Annotated in this window: 19 protein-coding genes, 1 pseudogene and 1 riboswitch; of the genes and pseudogenes, 10 read left to right on the top strand and 10 right to left on the bottom strand. The window is 50.3% G+C overall.

Translation table 11 applies throughout. The features are described from left to right. The 4 genes from LKE23_RS01920 to wecB are packed head-to-tail and all read left to right on the top strand — an operon-like array spanning window position 1 to window position 3,714. A complete protein-coding gene (locus tag LKE23_RS01920) occupies window positions 1–159 on the top strand; it encodes a hypothetical protein (RefSeq protein ID WP_291977829.1) in 159 nt (52 codons plus the stop codon). After that, the gene (locus LKE23_RS01915; protein WP_291977828.1) at window positions 159–1,469 is read left to right on the top strand and encodes a glycosyltransferase family 2 protein; all 1,311 of its coding nucleotides are present in this window, start codon (window positions 159–161) and stop codon (window positions 1,467–1,469) included. Before LKE23_RS01920 ends, LKE23_RS01915 begins: the two co-directional genes overlap by 1 nt. A 10-nt stretch (window positions 1,470–1,479) precedes the next feature. Continuing rightward, on the top strand, window positions 1,480–2,607 hold the full coding sequence (locus LKE23_RS01910; protein WP_291977827.1) for a glycosyl hydrolase family 8: 1,128 nt from the start codon (window positions 1,480–1,482) through the stop codon (window positions 2,605–2,607). A 12-nt stretch (window positions 2,608–2,619) separates the two neighbouring features. Next, on the top strand, window positions 2,620–3,714 hold the full coding sequence (gene wecB, locus LKE23_RS01905) for a non-hydrolyzing UDP-N-acetylglucosamine 2-epimerase (protein ID WP_434737621.1): 1,095 nt from the start codon (window positions 2,620–2,622) through the stop codon (window positions 3,712–3,714). 61 nt (window positions 3,715–3,775) lie between these two features. Here wecB and LKE23_RS01900 read toward each other — a convergent pair whose 3' ends face one another. The 5 genes from LKE23_RS01900 to LKE23_RS01880 all read right to left on the bottom strand — a co-directional run bounded on the left by LKE23_RS01900 (window position 3,776) and on the right by LKE23_RS01880 (window position 9,420). After that, window positions 3,776–4,951 carry a MalY/PatB family protein gene (locus LKE23_RS01900; RefSeq protein WP_291977825.1) on the bottom strand — a complete coding sequence of 392 codons (1,176 nt, stop codon included), beginning with the start codon at window positions 4,949–4,951 and terminating at the stop codon, window positions 3,776–3,778. Between the two features lie 16 nt (window positions 4,952–4,967). Next, window positions 4,968–5,837, bottom strand: coding sequence for a DUF3737 family protein (locus LKE23_RS01895; RefSeq protein WP_291977824.1), 870 nt, complete (start codon window positions 5,835–5,837; stop codon window positions 4,968–4,970). 93 nt (window positions 5,838–5,930) lie between these two features. Continuing rightward, entirely contained in the window at window positions 5,931–6,086 is a 156-nt protein-coding gene (locus LKE23_RS01890) for a hypothetical protein (RefSeq protein ID WP_291977823.1), read from the bottom strand. 2 nt (window positions 6,087–6,088) lie between these two features. Further along, the gene (locus LKE23_RS01885; RefSeq protein WP_291977822.1) at window positions 6,089–6,964 is read right to left on the bottom strand and encodes an alpha/beta hydrolase; all 876 of its coding nucleotides are present in this window, start codon (window positions 6,962–6,964) and stop codon (window positions 6,089–6,091) included. A gap of 128 nt (window positions 6,965–7,092) precedes the next feature. Continuing rightward, a complete protein-coding gene (locus LKE23_RS01880; protein ID WP_291977821.1) occupies window positions 7,093–9,420 on the bottom strand; it encodes an ATP-binding protein in 2,328 nt (775 codons plus the stop codon). A gap of 183 nt (window positions 9,421–9,603) precedes the next feature. Further along, window positions 9,604–9,710: riboswitch (TPP riboswitch) on the top strand. Window positions 9,711–9,779: 69 nt separating this feature from the next. Between LKE23_RS01880 and cytX the strand changes: the two genes are divergently transcribed. Next, window positions 9,780–10,964 carry a putative hydroxymethylpyrimidine transporter CytX gene (cytX, locus tag LKE23_RS01875; protein WP_291977820.1) on the top strand — a complete coding sequence of 395 codons (1,185 nt, stop codon included), beginning with the start codon at window positions 9,780–9,782 and terminating at the stop codon, window positions 10,962–10,964. A gap of 563 nt (window positions 10,965–11,527) precedes the next feature. On the opposite strand, the gene LKE23_RS01870 is transcribed toward cytX, so the two are convergent. After that, window positions 11,528–11,854, bottom strand: a complete 327-nt coding sequence (locus LKE23_RS01870; protein ID WP_291977819.1) for a helix-turn-helix domain-containing protein — start codon at window positions 11,852–11,854, stop codon at window positions 11,528–11,530. A gap of 318 nt (window positions 11,855–12,172) precedes the next feature. Here LKE23_RS01870 and LKE23_RS01865 point away from each other — a divergent pair, with 318 nt between their 5' ends. From LKE23_RS01865 to LKE23_RS11090, 3 genes and pseudogenes are all read left to right on the top strand, one after another. Continuing rightward, window positions 12,173–13,303: an IS30 family transposase gene (locus tag LKE23_RS01865; RefSeq protein WP_291976173.1), complete on the top strand. Its 1,131-nt coding sequence runs from the start codon at window positions 12,173–12,175 to the stop codon at window positions 13,301–13,303. Between the two features lie 63 nt (window positions 13,304–13,366). Then, window positions 13,367–16,246 carry an LPXTG cell wall anchor domain-containing protein gene (locus tag LKE23_RS01860; RefSeq protein ID WP_291977818.1) on the top strand — a complete coding sequence of 960 codons (2,880 nt, stop codon included), beginning with the start codon at window positions 13,367–13,369 and terminating at the stop codon, window positions 16,244–16,246. A 237-nt stretch (window positions 16,247–16,483) separates the two neighbouring features. Then, window positions 16,484–16,720: pseudogene (locus LKE23_RS11090) on the top strand (tyrosine-type recombinase/integrase); the annotation flags it as partial. 215 nt (window positions 16,721–16,935) lie between these two features. Here LKE23_RS11090 and LKE23_RS01855 read toward each other — a convergent pair. After that, window positions 16,936–17,802, bottom strand: coding sequence for a DNA/RNA non-specific endonuclease (locus tag LKE23_RS01855; protein WP_291977817.1), 867 nt, complete (start codon window positions 17,800–17,802; stop codon window positions 16,936–16,938). 114 nt (window positions 17,803–17,916) lie between these two features. Further along, window positions 17,917–19,308: an amino acid permease gene (locus LKE23_RS01850; RefSeq protein ID WP_291977816.1), complete on the bottom strand. Its 1,392-nt coding sequence runs from the start codon at window positions 19,306–19,308 to the stop codon at window positions 17,917–17,919. Window positions 19,309–19,729: 421 nt separating this feature from the next. Between LKE23_RS01850 and LKE23_RS01845 the strand changes: the two genes are divergently transcribed. After that, window positions 19,730–21,082 carry an aspartate aminotransferase family protein gene (locus tag LKE23_RS01845; RefSeq protein WP_291977815.1) on the top strand — a complete coding sequence of 451 codons (1,353 nt, stop codon included), beginning with the start codon at window positions 19,730–19,732 and terminating at the stop codon, window positions 21,080–21,082. A gap of 43 nt (window positions 21,083–21,125) precedes the next feature. Here the strand turns inward: LKE23_RS01845 and LKE23_RS01840 are convergent, their stop codons facing one another. Then, on the bottom strand, window positions 21,126–23,273 hold the full coding sequence (locus LKE23_RS01840) for a mucin-binding protein (RefSeq protein ID WP_291977814.1): 2,148 nt from the start codon (window positions 23,271–23,273) through the stop codon (window positions 21,126–21,128). 164 nt (window positions 23,274–23,437) lie between these two features. Continuing rightward, window positions 23,438–25,210 (bottom strand): 1-deoxy-D-xylulose-5-phosphate synthase, encoded by a 1,773-nt coding sequence (locus LKE23_RS01835; RefSeq protein WP_291977813.1) that lies wholly within the window; start codon window positions 25,208–25,210, stop codon window positions 23,438–23,440. A gap of 180 nt (window positions 25,211–25,390) precedes the next feature. Here LKE23_RS01835 and LKE23_RS01830 point away from each other — a divergent pair, with 180 nt between their 5' ends. Further along, window positions 25,391–26,641, top strand: a complete 1,251-nt coding sequence (locus tag LKE23_RS01830; protein ID WP_291977812.1) for a DUF2075 domain-containing protein — start codon at window positions 25,391–25,393, stop codon at window positions 26,639–26,641.

Here is a 26,641-nt window from a genome sequence, read left to right as displayed (position 1 = left end):
ATGACGAGCATCTTCTTTTGGGTAGCAACGGTCATCACCGCGATCTTTTTTATCCTGGTTCTAGTGCTCTTTGTCTGTCAGTGGGTGATCTACACCCGCGTGGAGAAGACAATGCTGCGCTATGATCATTTTCAGCAGAAAAAGGAGGAGCGAAACTGATGGTTGAAGAAATATTAATGATTATCACCTTGGTTTCCATCTGGTTCTCTCTTCTAATGTCCACCACGACACTGGGTGGGGCAACGGTCTTTTGGCTCAAGCACAGCACCAAGCTGGTGAAGATTACTCCCCTTTCCCGTTACCCCCTGATCACGATTGTCGTTCCCGCCCACAATGAGGAGGTCGTGATCGCCCAGACAACCAAGGCGATCCTTGACCTCCACTACCCGGCCGATCGAGTAGAGCTGCTGCTTTTCGCGGATAATTGCGCCGATCACACCGCACAGGAAATGCGGCGAGTACTTGCCCTTCCCCAATACAGGAGCCGCAATGCCCGGGTGATCGAGCGGACCGGGACCGGCGGAAAGGCTGGGGTCCTCAACGAAGCGCTGGAAATGGCTCAGGGCGAATTCATTGGCGTTTACGATGCGGACGCCATGCCGGAGCAAAATGCCCTCTACTTCCTGGTGAAAAAAGCCCTCGAAAATCCCGATCGTTACATGGCTGTCTTTGGTCGCAACAAGACACGGAATGCTCAGCAGAATTTTCTGACCCGGTGCATTAACCAGGAAATCGTGGTCACGCAACGCATTCAGCACTGTGCCATCTGGTTCATGTTTAAGATTGGCCGGATTCCTGGCACCAATTTCATCATTAAACGGGAATTTGTCAAGTCGATCGGCGGCTGGCGTAACGGGGCCCTGACCGAGGACACGGATATCTCATTTAAGATCATGCAGAGTGGCAAACTGATTGCCCTGGCCTATAATTCCGAGGCCTTTCAGCAGGAACCGGAACGATTGCACGACTATTACTTTCAGCGCCTGCGCTGGGCAAAGGGAAACTACCAGGTTGTGATCCATAACTTCCGCCATCTCTTTGATCACAGCAACTGGCGGGTCAAGCTGGAAACCTTCTACTATTCCTGTACCTTCTTTTGGTTCAATGCTGCCATCGTTTTGTCTGATATCATCTTTATTGCCAACGTGATCACCCTGATCGCCCGACTCTTCATCCCCGGATTGACGCTCCCCTTTACCTTCGGAGAGAGTAATATTCTAATGATGCAGCTGCTGTTATTGAACTGGTTGCTAATGATCATTCTCTACATCTTGCAGATTTCGATTGCCATGGCAACCCAGTATGGACAGGCAACGACCAGCCAGGTTTGGCTCGCCCTGGCCTCCTACTTCACCTACTCGCAGCTCTTCATCGTGGTTTCGATTCATGCCATCTGCTCGGTAACGATGGACGCTCTCTTCCACCGTAACGGCAACGTCTGGGTCAAAACGAAACGTTTTAATGATTAAGGAAGAAAACATGAAACATTCAAGATATTTATGGATTCTGCTGGGGATCATCACCCTGATTTATACCGCAACCCTGGTAACCATTCGGCTCGAAAATCCCAAATCCATTCAGAAAACCACCTATACCCGCTGGCAAGAGGCCTATGTCATCAACCAGACCAAGGAGCGAGCCTTCGTTAATACCAGCAATAATCGCCGCAAGCCCGTCGCCCTTTCTGAAGGTCAGGGGTACGGCCTCTGCATCACGGCCTGGGCCGGTGAGAAGGGGTGGGCGCAAGAAAAAGATTACCGCCACCTGCTTAATTACTACCTTGCCCATCGTGATACGGTCAAATCGCACCGGAACCATTTGATGGCCTGGCGACAAGCATCTAAGAAAGGCAAGTGGACTAGCCAGGCCAACAGCGCAACCGATGGGGACCTCTTCATCGCCGCCTCCCTCCGATCCGCGGCGAAGGTTTGGCCACAGCACGCCAGTTACTACCGTCAGCTGGAGCAAAAAGTGTGCGCCGATATCCTCCACTACGAATACAATCCACAAACCCGGTCGCTAACGGTTGGTGACTGGGCAACGGCCGATTCCAAATATTACCGCCTAATGCGGACCTCCGACGTTGCCCCAAGCTTTTTCGACCAGTTCTACCAACTTTCCCACGATCGGCGGTGGCGAACCGTTAAGAACGGCATGCTGGACCACCTGCTGACCCTCAGTAAGCAGCACAAGACCGGTCTCGTCCCGGACTTTGCCTGGGTTGGCAGGCATTCGGCCAAGCCGGTCCGACCAAACGCGGTTGCCGGCAAAAACGATGGCAACTACTCTGCTAACGCCTGCCGGGTACCGATGATGCTAGCGGACTGCAAGGATCCGCGGGCCCAGAAGGTGCTGACGAAGATGATGAAGTTCTTTGCCCATCGCCAGTACGTCACCGCTGGCTACCGACTAAACAGCAAACAGCTGAACCACTACCAATCCGACAGCTTCAGCGCCCCAATCTTCTATGCCGTCAGCGCCAACCGGGGCCGCGGCTATGACAACCTCTTTGAAAGCCAGAAGCACATCTTCGCCAAGCCACTGACGAAACACAACTATTATGACGCAACGCTTACGACAATTGCCGCGCTGAAAGGAATGAGATAATTGAAAAAGATAATGCTTGTCTTCGGCACCCGTCCGGAGGCCATTAAGATGGCGCCGGTCGTCAAGCAGTTGGAAAAGGAACCGGACCTGACGCCAATCGTCGTGGTAACCGGCCAACACCGGGAAATGCTTCAGCAGGTGCTCGACGTTTTCAAGCTCCAACCGGACTACGACCTCAAAATTATGCATCAAAGCCAAACTCTCACAATGATAACCAACAAGGTGCTGTCCGGACTGGATGAAATCCTTAACCAAGAAAAGCCAGATCTCCTATTGGTTCACGGGGACACCACGACCACCATGGCCGCCAGCCTCAGTGCCTTCTATCACCATGTTCCGATCGGGCACGTTGAGGCGGGACTGCGGACGTGGAACCTGGCCGCACCGTTCCCGGAGGAGGCCAATCGCCAACTAACCGACGACCTCACCACGCTCTACTTTGCTCCCACCCCACTCAGTCGGGAAAACCTGCTCAAGGAGAACCACCCAGCCAAACAGATCTTTGTCACCGGAAACACGGCGATTGATGCCCTTCACTACACGGTCAGTCAGGACTACCATCATGAGATCTTAAGCAAGATTCCGGATGATCACCGCATTATTTTGTTGACTATGCACCGGCGGGAAAATCAGGGATCACCGATGGAAGAAGTCTTCAGAGCTGTCCGGGATGTTGCCAGCCAGCGGCCCCAGATCGACGTGGTTTACCCGGTTCACCTCAGTCCCCGGGTCCAGGAAACGGCGCACCGGATCTTTGATGGCGTGGCGAACGTTCACCTGATCGACCCGCTTGACGTCCTCGACTTTCATAATCTGGCGGCCCGAAGCTACTTTATCATGACCGATTCCGGTGGTGTTCAGGAAGAGGCCCCATCCTTAAACAAACCGGTTTTGGTTCTCCGCGATGCTACCGAGCGGCCCGAGGGGGTTACCGCCGGCACGCTGAAAGTCGTCGGTACTGACTACCATCGGGTTAAGGCGGCGATGGAACATTTGCTCGATGATCCTCAGGAATACAAGCAAATGGCAGAAGCCAAGAATCCTTACGGTGATGGCCACGCGGCCGAGCGCATCGGCCAAATTTGCCATGATTATCTGATTAAATAAAACAACGCCAGCCCACGAGCAAATTACTAGTTCGAGAGCTGGCGTTAGTAGTTTAAACCGGCTACTTAGCATCCGGAAAATCGGTAATTGCCTTGGCAAGCCGCTTCATCCCATCCTCGATCTGCTTGCGCGGATAGGCGATATTGATTCGGATAAAGTCGCCACCATTACCGTGGTAGTAAGTCCCCGGATTGATGATCAGACCCGTATCTTCACGGATAAAGTCAGCCAGCTGCTGGCTATCATCGCTCAGGGCACTGGTGTCAATCCAGAGCAGGTAGGTGGCCGTCCCCGGAACCAGGTGCAGTTCCGGCAGATTCTGCTTGATGAATTCGGCAACGTATTCCTTGTTGCCACGCACATAATCCTTCAGTTGGTGAAGCCAATCCGCACCGTGACGGTAGGCTGCAATGGTCGTCGGGATGGCTAGCAGGTTTGGCTCGGCCACCTCATACTTGTTGATGGCCCGGTCGAAGCGCTCCCGCAGGATTGGATTCGGCACGATCCCGGTGGCCGAGTGCAGGGCCGCCAGGTTGAAGGTCTTACTGGTCGAAACCAGGGTAATCAGGTTGGTCGTCAAATCGGTTGGCAGCGAGAAGGCCGGGGTGTAATCCGCCCCTTCCAGTACCAGATCGCCGTGAATTTCATCGGAAATCACGATCACCCCGTGACGCTTGGCAAGGGACAAGATGCGTTCCAGTTCATCCCTGGTCCAGACGTAGCCGGTCGGGTTGTGAGGGTTGCAAAGGATCATCAAGGTGGTCAACGGGTTGGCCAGCTTGTCCTCCAGGTCGTACCAATCAACCTGGTAGGTGTGAGTTTCGTTGTCGTAGAGCTGCTGGCTGGCAATGACGTGCCGGCCGCTGTTGATGATCGAGTTATAGAAGGTGTTGTAGACCGGCTCCATCAGCAGGACGTTGTCGCCCTCGTGGCTGAAGTGGTGAACGCTGGCCGTCAGGGCCGGAATGACCCCGGTCGTGAAACGCATCCAATCGGTCTCGGCATGGGCGTGGTGTTCGCTTTGGTACCAGTAGGCAACGGCCTCATAGTATTCCTTGGTTGGGTACTCGTAGCCAAATGCCCCCTGGTCGATCTTTTTCTTCATGGCATCCGTGATTTCGGTGGCCGTCTTGAAGTCCATGTCGGCGATGGTCAGCGGCAGCTCGCCCTCCTTGATATGCCACTTTTCGGAATTGGTAGCGCGCCGGTCAAGGATCGTGTCAAAATCATATTTCATTATCCATGCTTCCCTTCTAGTGTTGCTTGATGTGCTGGTCGGAATCATCGTCAGTCACGATGGTCGTCTTGCTGGGGTCGATCTCGTTGGGATCCATGATGATTTCATCGATGTGGCGGGCCTTAATCCGTCCGCTGATCGGGTTCTTAACGCTCATGATCGCGGAATCGATTTCGGCATCAATGTTCTCACAGTATTCAAAGGCTAAATCCGTCCGCAGCAAGCGGCAATTCTTCATCGTCAAGTTCTTAGTGTAACAGAGCCCCTGATCACTGATGATCGTGCAGTTAATCAATGTAATGTGGTTGGTATTCCAGGCGAGGTATTCACCGTTTAAGACCGAGTCGTAGACAACCACGTTTTCGCAGTTCCAGAAATTGTCCTTGGTGACCATCGTTGAGTTATGAACCTCAACGTTCTTGGCCCCGTCAAAACCGTAGTTCCCGATCAGGTTCAGGTGATCGGCGTAGACGTTCTCGCTGTTCATGCCGAAGTAGTCGCCAGTGGCCTGGACATTTTCCATGCGAATGTTCTTACAGGACCAGAGCGTTTCTGCGGCATCCCCGAAGTGAACGTTCTTCAGGTTCACCCCGTCGCAGCGCCGAAACTGCTTAGGGGCCTGGATTGCGCTGTTGGTCACTGTGATGTCATCAGTGTACCAGATCCCGGAGCGCGACATAGTCTCCCAAATAGTATTGTCGACTTTGACGTGTTTGTCATACCAAAGTGGGTATTTCCACTGGAAAACCACCCCGTCGAGCTCTAAGTCGTGACCATTCTTCAACGGGGGCTCCCCTTCTCCAAAGGTCGTTCGAATCAATTGGAGGTCGTGCGCCCCAAAGAGTGGTCGCTCCCCATCAAAATACTGATCAACAATTTGCTTCATCGCTAAAAGTCCCTCTTTCGCGTTTTAAAATTATGACTATATTTTAGTAAGAAGGGCTCCTAAAGTAAAATGTTTACACTTGATAAATTTTACCTAATGCTTCCGCAGGGCTTCGGCGAGCAGCTGTTTTGCTGCCGCTGGGACCGTCAGTTGATGCTGATCGGCATAGTTCTTGAGTAACTGGTAAGTCGCCAGGTCATCCGGACCGCGCCAGATTAAGCCGGTCACCTGACCGTGTTCTTTTTGCATACCTACTGCTCCTTTCCCCAGAGAATCTGCCGGATCTGCCGCAGGATCAGGGGTCGATCGTGCAGCTGCGTGTGGGACGTGTTCCGGTAGTTTTTCTGGTGGTATTCAATTGTTGGGTGTGACTGGATCAGTGCCTTCAGCATCTCCGACTGGATATGGGGAACGGAACCATCCGTAACCCGGCTCCCCTCCTTTGTGCCCATCAGGTTATAGATAATCACCGGATAGTTGACCTGCCAATTCTTCATCTGGTGGTAAAGCCGCTGGAAGTTCTGATCTTTGGAATGGTGAATGAGCGGGTAGTGGTAGGACAGCCGCTCCGGCAGACTTTCCTCCACCGGAACCCCGAGGAAGACCAGTTTGTGCAGCTGGAGGTGGTGCTGAAGCCACTTGGAACCCATGTAAGCGTGGATGAATTCGGTCCCGCCATACGAATGGGCAATGACGTTGGTCCGCTTAATTCCGTAGTGGGTCCGCAAATAAATTAGGACGTGACGCAGCTGGGTAACCTGGGGATGGTATGTTCCGCTATAGTTCCAGTCAAACAGCACCTGGATCAGGGCGTTCTTTTGCCCGTGCCAACTCCCGCTGACCCGGATGTGATTACGCGGTGAAACCCAAACGGTCATCACTTTCTGGGCGACGTTTTGCCGCTGATAGGTCTTAATCAGCCGGTTGTAGGTAACCGTGTTGCCACCCCAGCCGGGGATGAGCAGCGTTGGTACCCGGGAATAATGAGTATCATCCCGATAGGCATGCGAATTGAGTGTCTGCCCGGCAGTCCCCCGCAGAAGGAAGGCCTGGGTTAACACGAGGACGAGGCATAATCCCCCCAGCCCGTAGCCAATAAATTTGCCAATTTTATGGAGACGTTGCATCTAATCAGCTCTTTTCACCATTTCGTCTATCATTATTATCGCGCAAGTTCGCCCGGTTGGTGAATAAAATCAATTAAATTTAAAACAAAACGTGACAAAGCGGATAATTGCTTTGCCACGTTTTGGCCTTAACCGAATAACCGGGCCCAAAAGCCCTTCTTTTTAACTGGCTTTTCTTCTTGCGAGACAGTTTGTTGGTCATCATTTGTCTCTGGGGATGATGTTTCAGAGCTCGTCTCGGAATTCTTAGCATATGGGTTGCGCTCTCCAATCCACTTGAAGAAGTCCGGGGCCTTGATCTCCACGAACTTCCCCCGCTTACCGTTAATGCCGTCGACGCAGAGTTCGATCGGCAGGGCGTTCCGGTACTTCTCGATGCTATCGGCCGAGAAACCGTTAAAGGTATTGAGCTTGGAGATGTCAAACAAGAGACTGTCGTCGGCCTCGCGATACTTGAAGTCGTCGGCCTGGGTGACATACAATTTCGCCCAGCTATTCCGGGAGCTCTCCTGGAAGTCATCGCAGATCTGATCCGCAAAGTAGGCTGGCACTTCCATTCCGGCCATCTTGTAGTAGTCCCGGAAGATCTGCCGGGTGTTTGACAGGAAGTCAAGCTGGCCGTTAGCGGTGTTGAAGTCCCGCCATGGGGTCTCATCGTCCTCAAGCAGGTTAGCCATCCGCATTACGAAGTCCTTGAAGAGCGTGTTGTTGAGGGTCTGGCGAACGTTGTAGATGTACTTGTTAGCCTCGCCCTTTTGCCGGTCGTCGATCACCTTATCCATCTGCAGGTAGTAGGTTCGTCGTGCGGTTTCACGAAGCATCGTAAATCCGGAATCGTAGTTGGTCGTCCCAATTAAGGGTGCGATTGGGTGGGGATTGTTGATCAACTCGTTCATCGTATCCACTACCAGGTGCCGACTGTACTGATCCTGCTGGAAGAAGTACGGTTCAATCTCATCCAGCAGAACCGGATAGGAGCTTCCCTGCTTCATGTAGTGCTCAATAGCTTCGACCGTCTTGGTTTTCTTTTGGGCGGTATCACTTGGGTAAATCGTCCCAAAGTCGATCAGTGAGCGGTCGGTGTTCCAAGTCAGCTGATTAATGATCCGCAAAAGTGTTGACTTCCCGGAACCGGCCGTTGCTCCCAACACCAGGAAGTTCGGCACATCATTCCCGTCCTCGGGGTTCAGGCTGGCCTTCTGACGAATTTCCCACAGGAAGGGTGCGGTAAAGGCGTAAAGGATTGCTTCGTAGAATCGTTTCCCGTAATCGTCGTCGTAGTCTACCACGTACTTCCGGTAGCCATCCAAGACGGCATTGATGCTCTTCAGGCCATCGCGAATCTGGCTGATTGTTGCTAGCTTGCCAAAGGGAATTGGGTGGGTTCCGGCATCGTTCGGCACGTAAAGGCCACTATTATTGGCCAATAGGTTCCGCTCCATTGGTCGATCGTAAAGGAAGGTCGTGTATTTCTTTTCAGCCTTGCGCTGCTGTGGCGTCATGCCACTGATCAGGGCCTGCTGAACCTGCTGGTAGATTTTTTCACGAGTCTTGATCTTTGGCTTGGCTGCCCGTGGTGAAACCGACCCCTTCTGCAGGGTGTAGATCGTGTCATGCTGCTTGACGTCCCGCTCAATTGCTTCCTTTGTCTGCGAACGGTTGGTTGTCACCTCACGCATCGCAAGCGTGGTCGCTTCTGGAATCAGTTTCTTATCCAAGAGCTGTTGAACGTCGTGACTGATGATGTCGGTCATGTCCGCCGCGGCAATCTGATCAGTTGTCTCGTTATCAAGGATCACCACCTGATTGCCGGTGGTGGTCTGCTTGTCCTTGGCCCCCTCGTCCAGCTGTGCTTGCGCGGCCTTCAGGAGGTTAGCCGTGAAATATGGCCGCAGAACGGGTTTAATATCCTTCTTAAAATGTTCGCTAAGGTTTTGGAACAGCCGAATATCGCTATCAAAGACCAGAATTTCCTCAAAGCGATTTTGGCCCTTATCAAAGTCTTTCTGATCAAGATTGATGCTCCCGAGGATTACCCGCGTATCGTGCGTTTCCGAATTGCTGAGCAGGTAGAATTGGGAATGCAAGGCCTGCGCCGGTGAGATTTCAACGCTAAACAGGCCATTCAGCACGTTTGCCTGGTTGGCACTAGTCAAGCCTTCGAAAAGCTTAGCCGGCTGCTTATTGGCCATTGCTAAGAGAGCGTTGGCTAACGCTTCTTTGGTGATCTCGTCCTCAGCAGTATTAGCATCAGCAGTTACTGGCGTTTTCAGAGCGATCTCGACTTGAATGAATTTGCTCAGGTAATCGTTGATGAAATCGGCCGTCACTGCTCCCGTGACCGCAGTTAAACGGTTAAAGCGGTGGGCATCAAAGAGCTGGCTCACCTTCATCGGTGGTGTTTCTTGGCCGTTGAAAACGATATGAATTTTATTTAAGCTTGGATCATTAGTCATAAATGTTATCCTTTACTTTTCTGGTGTATTTATCATTATTTTCGTTGATTTAGCGCGATTTTTCAAGTTTTGGCTGTTCTTTTTTATTGTTTTAGTTTTGAATTTAGTTAAAGTAAATTGCTGCTAACATCTCAATGACTAACTGTGGTTGACAAATTACTTAGATCTGCTATGTTAAAAGTGAAATAAATAACGGGGAGCTTGCAAACAGGCTGAGAGGAGACTGCGCGTCTCGACCCATTGAACCTGATTCGGATAATGCCAGCGAAGGGATCAAAAGTGGCGACCAGGCGAATTTCCCTGGTCGTTTTTTCTTGGGGACACTGTCCGAGCACAATATTAGAAGGACGGTGCTTACTGTGGAAAGAAGAACAAGTTTAACAGAGAATGGACTAATCTGGTGCGGTGCCGGAATTTCGATTGCGGAAATTCTAACCGGAACCTACCTCGCCCCGCTCGGCATGTGGCAGGGACTCTTAGTAATCCTGATTGGTCATTTGATCGGTTGCCTCCTGCTCTTCTTGTCGGGCGTGATTGGTGGGCAGCAACGGCTCAGCGCCATGAATGCCACCAAGCTATCGTTTGGTCGACACGGCGCCTACCTCTTTGCCCTGCTCAATGTTCTCCAGTTGGTCGGTTGGACTGGAATCATGATCTACGATGGTGCCGTCGCCGCGAACGGCATTTGGCACTTTGGCCAGTGGCTCTGGGCACTTTTAATCGGGCTCCTGATTATTCTCTGGTTGCGGATCGGGATTCGGCACCTGCGAGGCTTTAACATCGTCGCCATTACGGTCCTGGTCATTTTGACGGCCATCCTATGTGGCGTTATCTTCACCCATCATCAGGTCTTGCCGGCTGGCGGTCAGCTTTCATGGGCCCAGGGAATGGAATTGGTTATTGCGATGCCCCTTTCCTGGCTCCCGCTGATCAGTGACTACACCTCCGCCGCTCAGCAACCGGTTGGCGCCAGTGCAGTCAGCGCCATTGTCTACGGCCTTACTTCTTGCTGGATGGCCTTTATTGGCCTTGGCGCGGCCCTGCTAACCAAGGATACCAACATCGCCACCATTATTCTGCGGGCTGGGCTGGGAAGCGCCGGCTTAATCATCGTCGTCTTCTCAACCGTCACTACCACCTTCATGGATGCCTACTCCGCAGGGATTTCCGCCAAGGCGATTTTTAGCAGTTGGTCGGGCACCCTAACTGCTATTGTCGCTACCATCATCGGAGTGATCGGCGCAATTACCCTGCCGATGGATAATTTTTCCAACTTTCTCTATTTGATTGGTTCTGTCTTCGCCCCAATGATCGCAGTTCAGCTGACCGATTACTTTCTTGTCCACGCGGATCATCGGCACCAAGAATTTTCCTGGCCAAACCTGCTGCTCTGGGCGGTTGGCTTTATCCTCTACCGGATCCTGATCAACCTTAACCTGCCCTGTGGCAGCACCGTGCCGACCATCCTGGTGGTAATGGTGCTGACCTGGCTGGTGCATCGGTTTGTTGTTAAGGCAGGGGCAAGCACTTCGGCTGATCATTAACTGCCTGCCCTTTTTTGTTTATATGATTAATGCCTAATGTGGTCCAGAGCAAACACAAAAATGACACAGAGATCAAATTTTAACGTTATTGGATGCCTTCTGCAGTGGAAAAAAGCCGGCGCATCCTATAATCGGCATCTACAACGAGGACACCCACCATTGCGAGTATCGCTACGAAAGCCAGTTCGCTCGGGCGCGACTCCGACATAAAAATAGATCCCGTAACCCAAGAATCGGTTACGGGATCTATTTTTTTACCGTAATTTTGCATACGATTTTCGGATCGTCTTCGATGACGATACACGCCGCGGAAAGAACATAAGAGAAATCGGCAGTGATCACAAAATGGACACCCGTCGTTTATTTCTCATTAATTAGGTAGAAGTTGACGTCACGATCGTTATTTATTAGCAGCGTTTCCGCTTTTGTCAAAATTCGACCAATTGCCACAAAAACCATCGATCATCGTTTAAGCCCTTTTGACATCATTTACCGTCAATTCGTCAAAATTTTGAAAAGCAATTTGTTAAATTAGAAAAGATTGCAATTCTGCCTATCTATTCCTATTTATTATTAGCTGTTTTCAATAATTCAACAAGCAGAGAGCTAAGGTGCTCGCTGGTCTGGGTATCAAGATCGTTTAATAAATCGTTTAATTCTTGTTGGTGTGGGCGGTTTGCCAACGTCTTGACGTCGTTATTTGTGAGATCGTCAACGCTAACATTTAACGCTTGCGCGATATGAACCAAGTTAACCGCGCTGAACTTATCAGCAACGCCCCGCTCAATCTTTGAGAGGTAGTTAGGTGTTAACCCGCTCATATCGGCTAGCTGTTCCTGCGTTAATTTTTGACGTCGTCGATGTTTAGAAATATTTTCGCCTATGCTCATGTGAACCGCCCTTTTTCAATAAGCATAGAAAAAAACGTTATTAACTTTCGACGTCTAATTTAATCAATTTTTATACTATAGTGATTCAATAGAATCAATAAGAGGTATAATAAATATGTTGATATGTTCGTATCAATAATAGCTATTATATATGAACAAAGGGAGGACGTAATTATGTCTAATACTAAAACTATTGAAAATCGGTAGATTATAGAATGAAGTTAGCCACCCAGTTGGTGGTAAATAAAAAACGCCATTCGGCGTGACATCAGGTATCATATTAAGTGAACCAAACCTATATGAAAGGATGTCCGTCAAATGACGCACTTAAATGATACCATGTCTACTATTTTATTGACTACTCATAAAAAGAATGCTCATCTTACTAAAGAAGAACGTGTGATGATTGCGACTTTAAAGTCGCAAGGACTTTCCAATCGCGCAATTGGTCGCCAATTAGGAGTTAATCATCAAACAATTAATAACGAGCTCAACCGTGGTACGGTCCGCCAACTTCGTCGTCAAAAATCTAATGGTAAGATTTACGAATATTCTTACTACATCTATAGTTATGAAGCTGGTCAGGCCACATATCTTGAACATCACCGCCATTCTGGTCGTCGTCGCTTATATTATTCTTCAAAGCAATTTTTACGATTAGCTGATCAGCTAATGCTTGGTGAGTTTGACGACCACCATTACTCCCCACAAGCGGTTATTTATAAGGCTCGAGATTTAATGAATGATGGCACCCTGATCCCAAAGTCGGTTGTAACTTTATATCAATGGATTAATGAGGGTGTGCTTCGTACGTCCAATTTAGACCTCTTTGAAAAACCTAAACGTAAGCATCATCAAACTCATCCGCAAGCTAAAAGGTGCTTAGGGCCTAATATTGCTCAACGACCTCAAACTGCGGACCAACGGTCCGAAATTGGCCATTGGGAACTGGATACAGTTCAGGGACAGAAAAACGGTAATGACAGTGTTGTACTAGTAATGACTGATCGCCTTTCACGAGTTAATATCACGAGTAAAATTGCTGGTAAAACTGCGCATGCAGTAAATCAGTTCTTTATAAATTTGCGCCAGAAAATGGGCACAGATGCTTACTATCGCATTTTTAAGACAATAACCTCTGACAACGGTTCAGAATTTAGTGAGTTAACACAAGTTCACGATCATGTTTTCTATGCTGATCCGTATTCCCCTTGGGAACGTGGATCCAATGAGATCAATAACCGGTTTCTCCGCAAGGAGATTACCAAAGGTGAAGCTATAAATAACTATAGTAGTGCTCAGATCATAGCGACTAATGATTGGATGAATCACTATCCACGAGCTATGTTTAATGGACATTCGTCAATGGATATCTATCGTAAGGCCTTCTACCAAGAGATATCACAGCTCCATCAACCAATAATCAATTGGTCAGTATTATTTATTTGAGTCCAGTGGCTAACTTATTCTTGAAATTTAGGAACTATTGAAAATCACAAGATAAAGAAGATTTTGACAACTACTGCCGCTGCTGGGGTCGCTATTACTGCCGGTGCAATGGCAACCACGAATGCACATGCCGACGCAGTTCCGGATGCTAACCAACAGTCAGCAACGACTCAAGCCACGTCATCCTTAAGCGACTTAAAGGCTGCTCAAAAAGCCTCGCGGCAAGCTTATGCTCAAGCTTCCAGTGCTCAATCCAGCGCGCAAGCTAACTACAATCAAGCATCGAACGCGATTCAAGCTCAAAGCGATGCTCAAGCCAAGTTAGTCTCTGACCAGGATCCGCAAAGTCAAGCTCAAGCTAACTTAGACCAGAACAACGAACTGCTAGCTAAGGCTCAATCTGCCGCTTCAGCCAACGGGTTTGACGTCAACTCAATCTCCGCGGCTCACTCCACGGCTGACGCGGCCCAAAAGACGGCTGACACGGCTTCAGCTAACGCAGCCAGCACCGCTGCTGCCTTGTCCAACGCCCAAAAGAACGCCGATCAAGCTAACACGGACTTAACCAACGCCAAACAGGCGCAAACGAAGGCCAACCAAACCGTCACCGACGCGCAAAACAACGTCAATACCGCTCAATCCAATGTTAATGCCATCACCAACCAAGGCGCAGCCATCAAGAACGCCGCTCAGAAGGTCAGCGATGCCCAAACGGCCAAGAACAACGCCGACAATGACGTTAAGAGCAAGCAGGGAATTGTAAACACGGCTGAAAACCAACTGAAGCAAGATCAAGCTAAGTTGGATGCGGCGACCCAAACCGTACCAAGTAACGGTGATGACTCATCTAATGGGAATTTCCGACTTGATGACCAGTACAATAATATGTACAACAGTTATCAAGACCGACTCAAGCAAGCCATCGAAAACAACCAGGGAGAAGAACAGGGTCGAATTGAAAATGAACTGGATGCAGCAATATTAAACTTTATGCACAAATGGAACCCGCAGAATGCCAAGAATCAATATCTAAATGATAATGACAAGATTCCCGCTAGCCACACCTTAACGAACCTCAATGATTCTTATCAATCTGATCCTGACTTACGACGCTTATTAGTCAAAGTTGGCTATCCTGATTATTACACGTACGAGCCAACTGATCCAAATAACCTACACGCTCCCTGGAAAAAAGTATTGGGTTACTCCGGCGTTAATCGTGGCTTATCAAGCAGCGCTTCAATCAATGCCACCAATTATGTACTGGAACTAATCAACCCAATTCGCCAATCCCGGGGCTTAGCACCACTGACTACTGACATGAATGCCATTAATAAGGGCGCCGAAGCAGTAAAAGAAATGGTTAATTTACCAGCACTAAATTGGGGGGAAAACAGTCAGTCTGCTCTGGAAAATCATTACAATCAAGAACAAAAAATTGCACAGAAGTACGGATTTACCGACTATGACACAGATAGTGGCAATGAAGGTTGGTTTTTACACGGGCATCAACTCGGTCAAGGCCCTGAAGTTGATGAGAATACACTTCCTGATAAAGGCTGGTTGAGTGTTGATAATCTCCATCGAGCCCTTTTTGAATACGCCCAAAATGAAGCTAAAGGCCAGGATGACGGACTCATTGGCGATGCCAACTTCCTTCTTCAAAGCAAAGCTAAGTCCATTGCTGTTCAAGTCGGGCAAGATGGCAACATCTACGTATTCATGTTCACCCCAACCAAGCCATCTACTGACACAACCGCTTTGCAATCCGCAATTGCGCATGATAAGCAAGCGCTTGGTTCAGCACAACAAGACCTTGCTTCTGCGAAGTCAGCCGCCCAACAAGCCGAAATGGCCCTCGCTAAGGCTCAAGCTACTTACTCACAACTGACTAACGGCGCTAAGGACCCAGCAACCCTGCAAAAGAACTTGGCCACGGCTAAGTCCAACCTCGCGAAGGCCCAAGAGCTGCAAACGAAGGCTAACCAACTGGTCGCCCAAGCTCAGGCTAAGGTTGATTCTACTAAGGCTACCTTGACTGCTGCCAAGGCCGCTAACGACCAAGCTCAGTCAAAGCTTACTCAAGCCAACGCTAACCTCAAATCTGCAACAGACCAGCTCAACACGTTAGCTAAGGGCCACGAAGCCTTGCTCAATGCCATGAAGGCGGTCAAGGATGCTCAGCACAACCTTGATATGGCTGAAGCCCAAGTGAAGGCCGACCAAGCCAGCCTCGACAAGCTGACGCCAGCTGCCAAGGCTGCTCAAGCCAAGATTGCCGACTTAAAGGCGGCCTTAGACAAAGCTAACACCGATTTAGCAACCGCTAAGGCCAACCTTATTACCGATGCTAAAGTCTACGGCGACATCGTAGAAGTTAACGACGCTTCCATGCACGCTAAGCAAGCTCTGCCAACGCTTTCGATTAAGAATGCCATGGCTGACGACCCAACGCAAAGCATGGCCGCTAGTGCCTTCATGAGCTTAGCTGAACTGCCTGGCGACACGATTCCAACTGGCACCACGGTTGCTTTTGCCGATCCTGCCAAGGCGACCCGCGACAGTCAAGTACCTGGCGACTACGTTGAAGACGTCCTTGTCACCTTCCCAGACGGCTCCACAGTTACTAAACAAATCGAGCTCCACGTTTCGGCTGCCATTGCTGGTTTGCCAGCTGGCTGGAAGATCGTCAATGGCCACGTTGTTGACGCTAACGGCAACATCATTCCTGGCTACACCGTTGACAAGGATGGCAACGTCATTAAGTTAAGCACTGCCGCTAACGGCGTTAACGTTGCTGCACCAACAGCTAACAACAAGAACAACAGCCAAGCTGCCCAGTTACCACAAACCGGTAACGACAACAAAGCCGGCGTACTTGCATTGGCTGGTACTTCACTTGCTACGATGTTCGGCTTAATTACCATTAAAAAGCACGCTTAATTAACAATTGCTTTTCACCCCGTAACCGCTTTTGGTTACGGGGCTTTTTTCGGTGCGTTCCGAGGAACCACGTCGATTTTAAAAAATAAAGCGATCACAATCGACCGTCAATGAGATATCCGTTCCGGAAAAAAACAAGCGCGATTTCTCACCGTTAAATACTAAAGCAAGTTAGCGAGCCATACCGGTGCCTGAACAGTTCTTAGATGAAATAAAAGCTATTCGGGACATGGGGATGAATTCGTGTTTTATAGCAAACAGAACTACCCCTTGCAGGCGTCAACGCTTGGCTATACCCTACATAAGAGCCTAGATGAAGTTAAAATTGGCACACCCGGGCCCCGTTTTCATATCTTGCGTCATAGCCACGTCGCTTTACTACTAAATTCCAGGGTTGTCATCTACACGGTTTCCCGTTGTCTTGGTCATACCAGGTTTGATATCACTCTTAATACCTATGAATATTTTGATTGACGAGCAGAAAAAGCGCAGTGATAAGAAGGTAATGGAGGAACTTGAAAAGCTTCCAAAGCGGGTTTAACGACCCGCTTTTTCTCCCCTCATTTTCCCCTCATAGGACAATATTTGACGTTATTTGACACTATTTTTAAATAAAATATGAATATTTATACATTTTTGGTTTTGGCAAAAATAAAAGCCGCAAAGGATATACCCTTGTGGCTGTAATGCTAATGTTCGATTTGCTTAACCGCACCGGTTGCATAATTAATCTCGATATTGTTTTGGACATTTGGGACAAATACGTTAAAGTCGACGCTGCCATCCTTAGACTGGGCCTGAATATGCGCCCCGGCTGGTACGATGCTGGTCCCGCTATAAATATCAGTGACCCGGTAACGGACCTGCTTGCCCTGGTCAAGGGCTTGGCGGACGATCCCTTCGTAGTAGTTTTGTCCAGTCGAAGTACTGCTGCGGGCCTCATTCGCCCAGGCTGTCTGGGTGGCAATGTTTTTGGGGTTGGATTCGGAAGCATCGAAGCCCTTAATACCACCGACTAGGGCGTAACCAAGCAAATGTCCGCGATCGTAGGCATGGCTATAGCCCCCGGTCAAATTATAGGCCTGCAAGAAGCCCGCGGGTTTCCAGTTAGTGGCACCGTTACCGGTAGTGGAGCGGTTCTGGTACTGCCGGGTGGTCTTATTCAACCAGGCATCCCCCCGCCAAGCGCGTCCCCGGCTGTCCACCTGATTGACCGCGTAGGGCGCACTCGAAATGTTGGCGTTCAAGCCGGAATGGTTATTATTGATGATGAACGCCCCGTGCCCGTTCCAGACAATGTTATTACCCAGCTGCTGGCGCACTTCCGGGGTCAAAACCACCGACGCTTCTTGCTTGGTCGGCGGGGTATTCTCGCCCTGACTGGTGGTGCTGCCCTTGGACTGGGCTGAATTATTCTTACCCCAGGCCATGAAACGCTGGACACCCTGGGTCAGGGCCGCGTTACCGTTCGCTGGCCGCTGCAGGAAGCCGCCGAGGCCAAAGATCACGACCAGGGCCGCTACTAGCTTCCAAATTTTATTTTTTAATCGAAACATCTTCGTTCCCCTCTTAGCTAAAGTAAAAGTTCATCCCTATTTTACTATAAAAGGCGAACAAATGGTCAGAATCGATAAAAATCGCCCAGACAATTCTGGACGATTTTTTTGCTCTTAGTCATTAACACTGGCAAGTTTCTTTGAGGTGTGGAACTTGTAGATCAGACTCATGATAATCAGGAAGATAACCCCGACGGATACGGAAACCCGGGTATCTGGGTTGAAGAACATGAAGATCAAGATGATCGTCAAGGCAGCCAGGCTGAAGTAGTTGTAGGCCGGGTAGAGTGGCATCTTGAATGGGTGATTCTCCAGCTTTTCTGGGTGCTGCTTCCGGAAGTTTAATTCGGACAGCAGGATAATGAACCATGGCACCATCCCGGGCAGAACACTGGAACTGTAGACAATCACGAAGATGTTCTTGGCACTAGGACTGAAGGCGTTCAACAGCATGTTCACTGCAAAGCCGAGGAAGATCCAGAATGAAATCGTCAGGATGGCCACGTTTGGCACGACCCGCTTGGACAGCTTCGAGAAGATCTTTGGCACTTCGCCGTCGATTGACAGCTTGAACAGCATCCGGCTGGCACTGTAGATCCCGGAGTTGGCACCGGACAGTGCCGCCGTCAGCACAACGAAGTTAATGATTCCAGCCGCACCGGTGATCCCGACCTTGGTAAAGGTTTCAACGAATGGTGAACCCACGGCACTCAGCTGGTTCCACGGGTAAATCGAAACGATGACGAAGATCGCACCGATGTAGAAGATCAGGATCCGCCAGATAACGGACTTAACGGACTTAATGATCGCGTGACGTGGGGAAGCCGCTTCACCAGCGGTAATCCCCAGCAGCTCGATCCCCTGGTAGGAACCGGCAATCACGGACAGCGAGAACATGAAGCCCATGAAACCGCCAGTAAAGAAGCCACCGTGCTTCCATAGGTTAGAAATTCCAACGGGGTGCCAGTTGTTCCCGAGCCCGAGGACGATGACCAGCAGCCCCAGGATGATCATGGTGATGATCGTAACCACCTTGATCATGGCAAACCAGAATTCGAGCCGCCCATAGGCTTTGGCCGAGGCCAGGTTGGCGAGGGTCAGAATCGTGATCATCACCAGGCCAGAAATCCAGTCCGGCAGGTTCGGCCACCAGTAGTTCAGGTACTGACTCATGGCAATAATGTCCGAGATTCCGACGATGATGAACTGGAAGACGTTGCTCCACTTCGTCAGGTAGCCGGCCATTGGGTGAATGTACTTGGAACCATAGTCGGCAAAGGAGCCGGTGCCTGGGCTAATGTAGATCATTTCACCCAGCGCCCGCATGACCCCATACAGCACCAGGCCGACGAAGGCATAAGCGAGTAATACGGATGGGCCGGTCCACTTAATCGTTGAGGTTGCCCCCATAAAGAGCCCACTCCCGATCGTTCCCCCAATGGCAATCATTTCCATCTGACCGGGAGTCATCGTCCGCCTTAACTTGACATTTTCTGAATTATCCATCTCTATAACCCCATTTCTTGGTACGAAAAAAGCTACCCAATGCGTCCGTCAACCAGTGCCGAAGTGGATCAGTGGTTGAGACGCTTTGGATAGCCATTCATTAGCATATCTTTGAAAATACCTTAAAGGTGCTCAACCACGGTGAATGTTGTTGTGGTTGAGGTGGAGGTTAGTTGATGAATAATTGATTGGTTGTGTAATTGCATGATTGATTCCTCCAATTCCCTTTTCGTATCGTTGCTATTAGAATACTATGAGAAAATTAAGAATGCAAGATGAATTTGGAAATTTGCTTGATTTTTTTAATTTATTAACTTGCCCATACTACTGGAATGAGTAGAATTGTATTTTTTAATGAGGTGTGCTACAGTGTTTTCAAATCTTTTTATCATCGTTTTCACATAAATTGGAGGAATGAGCAATGGCATGGGAAAACACACTTGGGGATCAATTAGTACACGAAAACCACCAAAACATTGCGGAAACGCAGCTGATCCAATACTTTAACCTCGTCATTAAGTCGGCGCGGGGTTCAATCGTTACCGATGTCGAGGGTAAAAAGTACATCGATCTCCTGGGCAGTGATTCGGCCATGAACATCGGTCATAATCATCCCAAGGTCGTCGAGGCAATGAAGAAGCAGATCGACAACTTCATTGGTTACGACGCTGGCTACTTCACGAACCCCGTCAGCGTTAAACTCGGCGCACGGCTGGCCGCATTGGCCCCGGGAAATGGACGTGGGAAAGTTGCTTATGGGACTTCGGGATCGGATGCCACCGAGGCGTTGATTAAATTTTCCCGGGCCGCAACCGGCCGCTCCTACATTGTTTCATATGAAGGCGCCTATCATGGTTCAACCTACGGGGCCTTGACTGCTGGTGCTTGCGACGTTGACATGATTCGCAAAATTGGGCCACTCTTGCCTAACGTTGTCCACGTTCCCTACCCGAACCTCTACCGGCGGCGTCCCGGTGAAAGCGAGCATGACGTGGCCGCTCGTTACTTTGAAGCTTTCAAGCGCCCCTTTGAAACCTACCTGCCAGTTGAGGAAACCGCGGGAGTCATCATGGAGCCAATTCAAGGCGATTCCGGGATCATCATCCCGCCGAAGGAGTACGTTCAGCTAGTCTACAATTTCTGTCACGACCACGGCATCATGTTTGCCGTCGACGAAATCAACCAAGGCCTGGGCCGGACCGGAACATTCTGGTCCTACCAGCATTTTGGCATCACTCCAGACCTTTTGGCTACGGGCAAGTCACTTGCCTGCGCCCTGCCAATGAGTGCCGTTTTAGGCAGCGCGGAAATCATGGATTCGCTGAAAACCTCGGCCTATGTTTTCACTGCCGGTGGAAATCCCGTCGTTGCCGCAGCGGCCCTTGCCACGTTGGACGTGATTGATGACGAAGACTTGGTTCACAAGTCAGCGGTCGATGGTGAATACGCTAGGCAACAGTTTGAAAAGCTGGCCGATAAATACCACTGCATCGGGGACATCCGGGTCCTTGGATTAAATGGAGGTATTGAGTTAGTGAAGGATCGCAAGACTAAGGAACCGGATCCTGCGGCGGCTGCTAAGGTGATCTACCGGGCATTTCAAAAGGGCGTTATCATGGTAAAGCTCCATGGAAACGTGCTGCGTTTCCAACCACCACTGACAATTAGTCGCCAGCTGCTTGACCAGGCCTTCGAAATACTTGATGAGGTCTTCAACGACCTTGAGCATGATCGGATTGAATTACCGGAAGAACTAATTCACGAGGGTTGGTAATTATTATTTAAGAGACGAACAGGTCGTTACCGCGGCTTGTTTTTTATTGTCCCTTCTTTCGTAATGGCCACCAGGCAAATAGCAGTCCACAAACGGCGGCTACCAGTGCTTGCAACGTTGCCGGCTGACGGTGGTTACCGGTCTGCGGCAGCTGATCTTGCCCCTGCTTGTCTTGATTTGGCGTTGCCTTCGTCAAGTCAGTCAGTGGCTCCTGCAGCTGGCTCAGGCGATCATGGAAGGCCAACGGGTCTACCTCGTCATTTGATTGGCTCGCTGTCATCGATTGATTTTGGCCATCGTTTTCCGATTGTGGTTGTTGATCCATAACATTTGGTTTTGACTGTTCGCCAACCTTCTTCTGAATTGTACTTGAAGGTTCATCAGTCTGACTTTCCTGATTGCCTTTGCTGGTCGAAGCTCCCCGATCCGTAATTGCAGCATCATCAGTCTGGGTTCCCTGATCGACGCTTGGAACTGGCTCTGTCTCGGTACCTTCGTCCTTGGTAGTTGGTACTGGATCCGTCTGACTACCAGTGTCTGTAGTTCCCGTTGGCCGTTTATCATCAGGTGCAGCTGCGTCATCGCTGCTTCCATCGGTAGTTGACGGAGGGGCGACCGGATCCGTTTGACTGCCCTCATCTTTCGTCTCCGGCTGTTTCATTTCATCAGGATCAATGGTGTCATCACTGGCACCCTCGTCCTTCGTTGACGGGGTCGGATCCGTCTGACTGCCCTCATCCTTGGTTTCAGGTCGTTCTGTTTCGCCAGGATCAATAGTATCGTCGCCGACACCTTCGTCCTTCGTTGATGGCGTTGGGTCCGTTTGGCTACCCTCGTCCTTGGTTCCAGGCTGCGCCGTTTCATCGGGATCAATGGTATCGTCGCCGACACCCTCGTCCTTCGTTGACGGGGTTGGATCTGTCTGGCTACCCTCATCCTTGGTTCCAGGTCGTTCCGTTTCGCCAGGATCAATAGTATCATCGCCGACACCTTCGTCCTTCGTTGATGGGTCTGGGTCCGTTTGGCTGCCTTCGTCCTTGGTCTCCGGCTGTTTTATGTCACCTGAATCAATCGTGTCATCACCGACACCTTCATCTTTGATAGCCGGTTTCTGCTGATCACCAGGGTCTATGGTGTCGTCGCCAACCCCTTCATCCTTGGTTTCCGGGTCCGTTTGTTTGTCACCGGGGTCAGTAGTGGTCGACTGGTCATCTCCCGTTTTGTCTGGTTGTTCACCGGTGGTATCGCCTTTAGCAGGTTCCTCTTTTTGATAATGAATCTCCACCGGAGCGAGCTGATCAGTTAATTGATTTGGGTCCAGCTGCTGGGCCGGAATCGTCAGTTGATCGGCCACGTAGCCATCAACTGACGGGGCCTTGTACTCCGCAAAAGCGGGAATCTGCCATTCACCGGTCGTTGTTTTACCGTGGTCAGTCTGAACCGTTCGGGTAGCGGTTACCTTTTGGGTAATGGTCTTATCCCCACTCGGCAGGTGAACAATAATCCGCCGGGTCAGCTCCTTGGTCTCCTGGTGACTTGCTGCCGGCGCACTCTTGCGAACCATTAATTCGACGGGCGCAGTATAACGGCTAATGGGAACCTTGGCGGGTAAATCGTTTACGTATTCCCATCCCGCTGGCGGAGTTGGTAGATCAATCATTTTTTCCATCTCATCTGCTGCAAAATTGACTTTAATGTCAGGGACAACATTTTGTCGATTGATATCAACTAGTTTTAGGATACTCTGAGCTGGAGTTGTATGTTCCTTCGCATAAATTAGATAATACTTCAAGCTCCGAACATCGTCCTTAGTAATTTTTTGTGCCCTCACAACCGAGTATTCACATAAATAGCCATCAAAACTTGGCATAAAAAATTCGGGCCAAATAGCATCATCGGCATCAATCTGGTTGCCATCCTGGTCATACTTCAGAACTGCCGTTTGAACGGCCTCTTTCCGCTCACCAGTGATTGGGTTAGTATATTCGATAGTTCGAGTCACCTTTTGAGTTCGGGCCACACTCTGCTCACCGGTGTTGTCTGGCGATGTAACCGCCGGGGTCGCAACGGGTGGTGCGCTCGCATCCCCATCATTTTGTTCAGCCAGGACCGGCATCGTTGCCAGGCCAAGCAGCGCAGTTGCCGAAAGCAGGCTTACCATTGAGCGGTGGTAGAATTTGTTGTGTTGCATTTTCCATTCCTCCTCTTTTTTATCGCTCACTTAATAAATACGGAGAAAATGGCCAAAAATCACTTTTTAAATTCAACTTTTTTTGTCCGGCACCCTAAAATGCCGCCAGACTGGGAATCCTGGCAATAAAAAAAATCCGCCATTTTTCTGACGGACTTTTTTATTTATAGTGAATGAATAACACCTTCGATATCATCGACGATCTGCTTGGGTGTCAGGTGGTACCACTCATCCATGACTTCCAGTGGAATGTTATCCGCAAATTCGCGCGGCGCACCGAAATTCAAAACCTTCATGTCGGTTGGACCGTAGTAGCGAGCAATCGTTTCGCCGAAGCCACCGCTCAGGTTGCCGTCCTCCAACGTGACCACCACGTCATGGTTCTCGGCCAGGTGGTGAAGGTCGTGCTGATCAATCCCGGTAACCGACTTTGGATTGATCAGGGTGGCGTCAATATTGAGCTTCTTCTTTAACTGGTCGCAAACCTCCTCGCCCAGCTTCCAGAAGTCGCCAACCGCCATGATCGCCACTTCACTGCCCTGGTGAGCCACGTCGTAGTTGATCCGCGAGTAGTCATCCTGGCTCGGCGTCCCGTGCAACAACTCCTTTTCCGGTTGACGGATCACGACCGGTTGCTCGGTCTGTTTCAGAGCCCAGCGCAGCATTGAAATCATTTCCTCAACGTTGGTTGGTGCCAAGTATTCAATGTTTGGCAGAGTACTGATCATTGAAATGTCAAAACTTCCCTGATGAGTGGCCGAACCCGAGGCGATCGTTCCACCCCGGACGATCATAACCACCGGCGAATCATTCAATGCCATGTCATGAATCAGCTGGTCATAGGCCCGCTGAAGAAAGGTACTGTTCTGGAAGACTACCGGCCGGGCACCAGCCGTTGCCATTGCCGTCGCCGTCGTGATCGAGTCCTGTTCGGCAATGCCGACGTCAAAGTAGCGATCTGGGTGGGCCTTTTGGAATCGTTTTAGGTCGAAGACGCCCGGAATGGCGGCATTGATGGCCACCACTGGTACACCGGCTTCCACCTGCTTGTCCAATTCATCCAGGATGGCCTCGCTATAGCCGTTAACAACCGGGTGCTTGTCCTTACCGGTCTTCAGGTCGAACGGATCGCGCCAGTGATACTCCATCTTGTGTTCCTCGGCCGGCGCGTAACCCTTTCCCTTCTCGGTGTTGACGTGGAGAACGATTGGGTGGTCGGTGTCTTTGACGCTGCGGAAGGCGTCAATCATCGTCTGCAGGTCGTTGCCGTCCGCCACGTACTTGTAGTCTAATCCCATGAACTTAAAGATGTTGTTGGCGGATTGGCCGTTGGTGTCTCGCAGCTCCTTAAGGCCTTGGTAGAGCCCGCCCTGGTCCTTGTCAATGGCCATCTGGTTGTCGTTGACCACAATGATCAGGTTGGAGTGCAGCTTGGCAGCGTTGTTTAGGCCCTCAAAGGCCAGACCACCGCTCAGCGAGCCATCCCCGATCACGGCCACAATGTTGTTCTTCGACTGCGGCTTCATCAGGTCGCGCGCCTGTGCCAACCCAATTGCCAGGGAAATGGAGGTCGAGGTGTGCCCAATCTCAAAGAAATCGTGGACACTCTCCTCGGGCGACGTGTAGCCCGTCACGTCCTCGTAGTGATCGGGATCCAAGAAGCCCAGCTTCCGGCCCGTCAGCATCTTATGGGCGTAGGACTGGTGGGAAACGTCCCAAACAACCTTGTCGTGAGGAGAATTGAAAACGTAGTGGTAAGCAATCGTGAGTTCCATCACCCCCAGATTAGGACCCACGTGACCACCGATTGCAGCATCCCGTTCCAGGACTAGTTGGCGCATCTCGGTTGCCAGTTCTTTCAGCTCATCCAGCGACATCTTCTTAATATCTGCCGGTTCGTTTACTTCGTTTAATAAATAATCTGGATGCAGATTCATCAGAAGCCCACTCCTTTAATTAGTGTTTATTTCACAATTACTTATTTTCTCCGATACCTTAATTAGTATTTTATCACTTTCTTTACTTATCGGGAAATTATCTACCGTTGGAAATTGACGTCTTGCGCCGGTTTAAGATACCATTAGAGTGATTCTACTAGACGAAAGAACGATTCGGAAATGACACAGATTAGCAATGCTGCAATTGAGAAACTCTCACCCTTCAAAAAATTAACCCCTGAGCAAGCCCGCCTCGTTGAGGATATCTTGTCCTTCACGGCCAGTCACCTCCAGGGCGATTGGCCGGCGATCTACACAATCATCGGGGACGCTGGAACAGGCAAGAGCGTCGTCCTCTCCCAACTTTTCGACCGCCTGCAAACGGCCGCCAGGAAGGACCCCAGCTCGCCCTTTTACCACACTACCAATTACTTTTTAGTCAACCACCCCGAGATCTTAAAGGTCTACCGGGAGATTGCTGGCGGTCTGCCGGAACTCTACAAGAAAGACTTCGCCCGGCCGACCTCGCTGATCAACCAGCTGGATAAGCGTCAAGAGACCATCGACGTCGCCATCATTGACGAAGCCCACCTTTTGCTTTCTAAGCCCGATCATTATAATAATTTCTACCACGACAACCAGCTGGTTGAGATTATCAAGCGGGCCAAAGTGGTCGTGATCGTCTTCGACCAGTACCAGGTTCTCCGGATGAAGAGTCTCTGGACCCCGGAGCGCCTCCACCAAATCACTAATCGGTACCCGCATAAGGAATATCACCTGACCAAGATGTTTCGAATGAACGCCAGCCAGGACCTGGTTGACTGGTTCAACACCTTTACCAATGATTACCGGCTAACGCCCCTGCCGGCTAGTGCCCGCGATCACTACGATTTCCGGATCTATTCGGACGCCGAGCAAATGCGCCAGGCGATTGTTCAACGCAACAAGGAGATCGGTCTCTCGCGGATTCTCTCCACCTCGGGCTACCCGTCGACCCTTGACGGCGGCAAACACTACATCCAGGAAGGCAAATTCAAGATGCCATGGGATCAGTACAACTACACGGTAACCCCCTGGGCGGAGTTGCCCCAGACAATCAACGAGGTCGGTTCGATCTACACCTGCCAGGGCTTTGATCTCAACTACACCGGAATCATTCTTGGCCCGCCGATCAGCCAAACGCCAGGCACCAGGAGGCTTCAAGTCAACCTTGACAAGTACACGGACACCGAAGCTTTCAAGAAAAGGGCCGACCTGACCGACCCGGCACAAATTGAGCGGCTCGAAAAGCGGATGATTATGAATTCACTCAACGTCCTCTTCAAACGGGGCGTCTACGGAACCTACCTTTATGCCCACGACCCACTGCTTCGCCAAACACTGTCGCAACTGTTTACCCAGGCCGGCTTTCACCTGCCCAAGGAGGAATAA

It is taken from the genome of Limosilactobacillus sp., assembly GCF_022482365.1.
Lineage (GTDB): Bacteria > Bacillota > Bacilli > Lactobacillales > Lactobacillaceae > Limosilactobacillus.
Note: the sequence above shows the minus strand (reverse complement) of the source record. Positions and strands in the feature narration are given on the sequence as shown.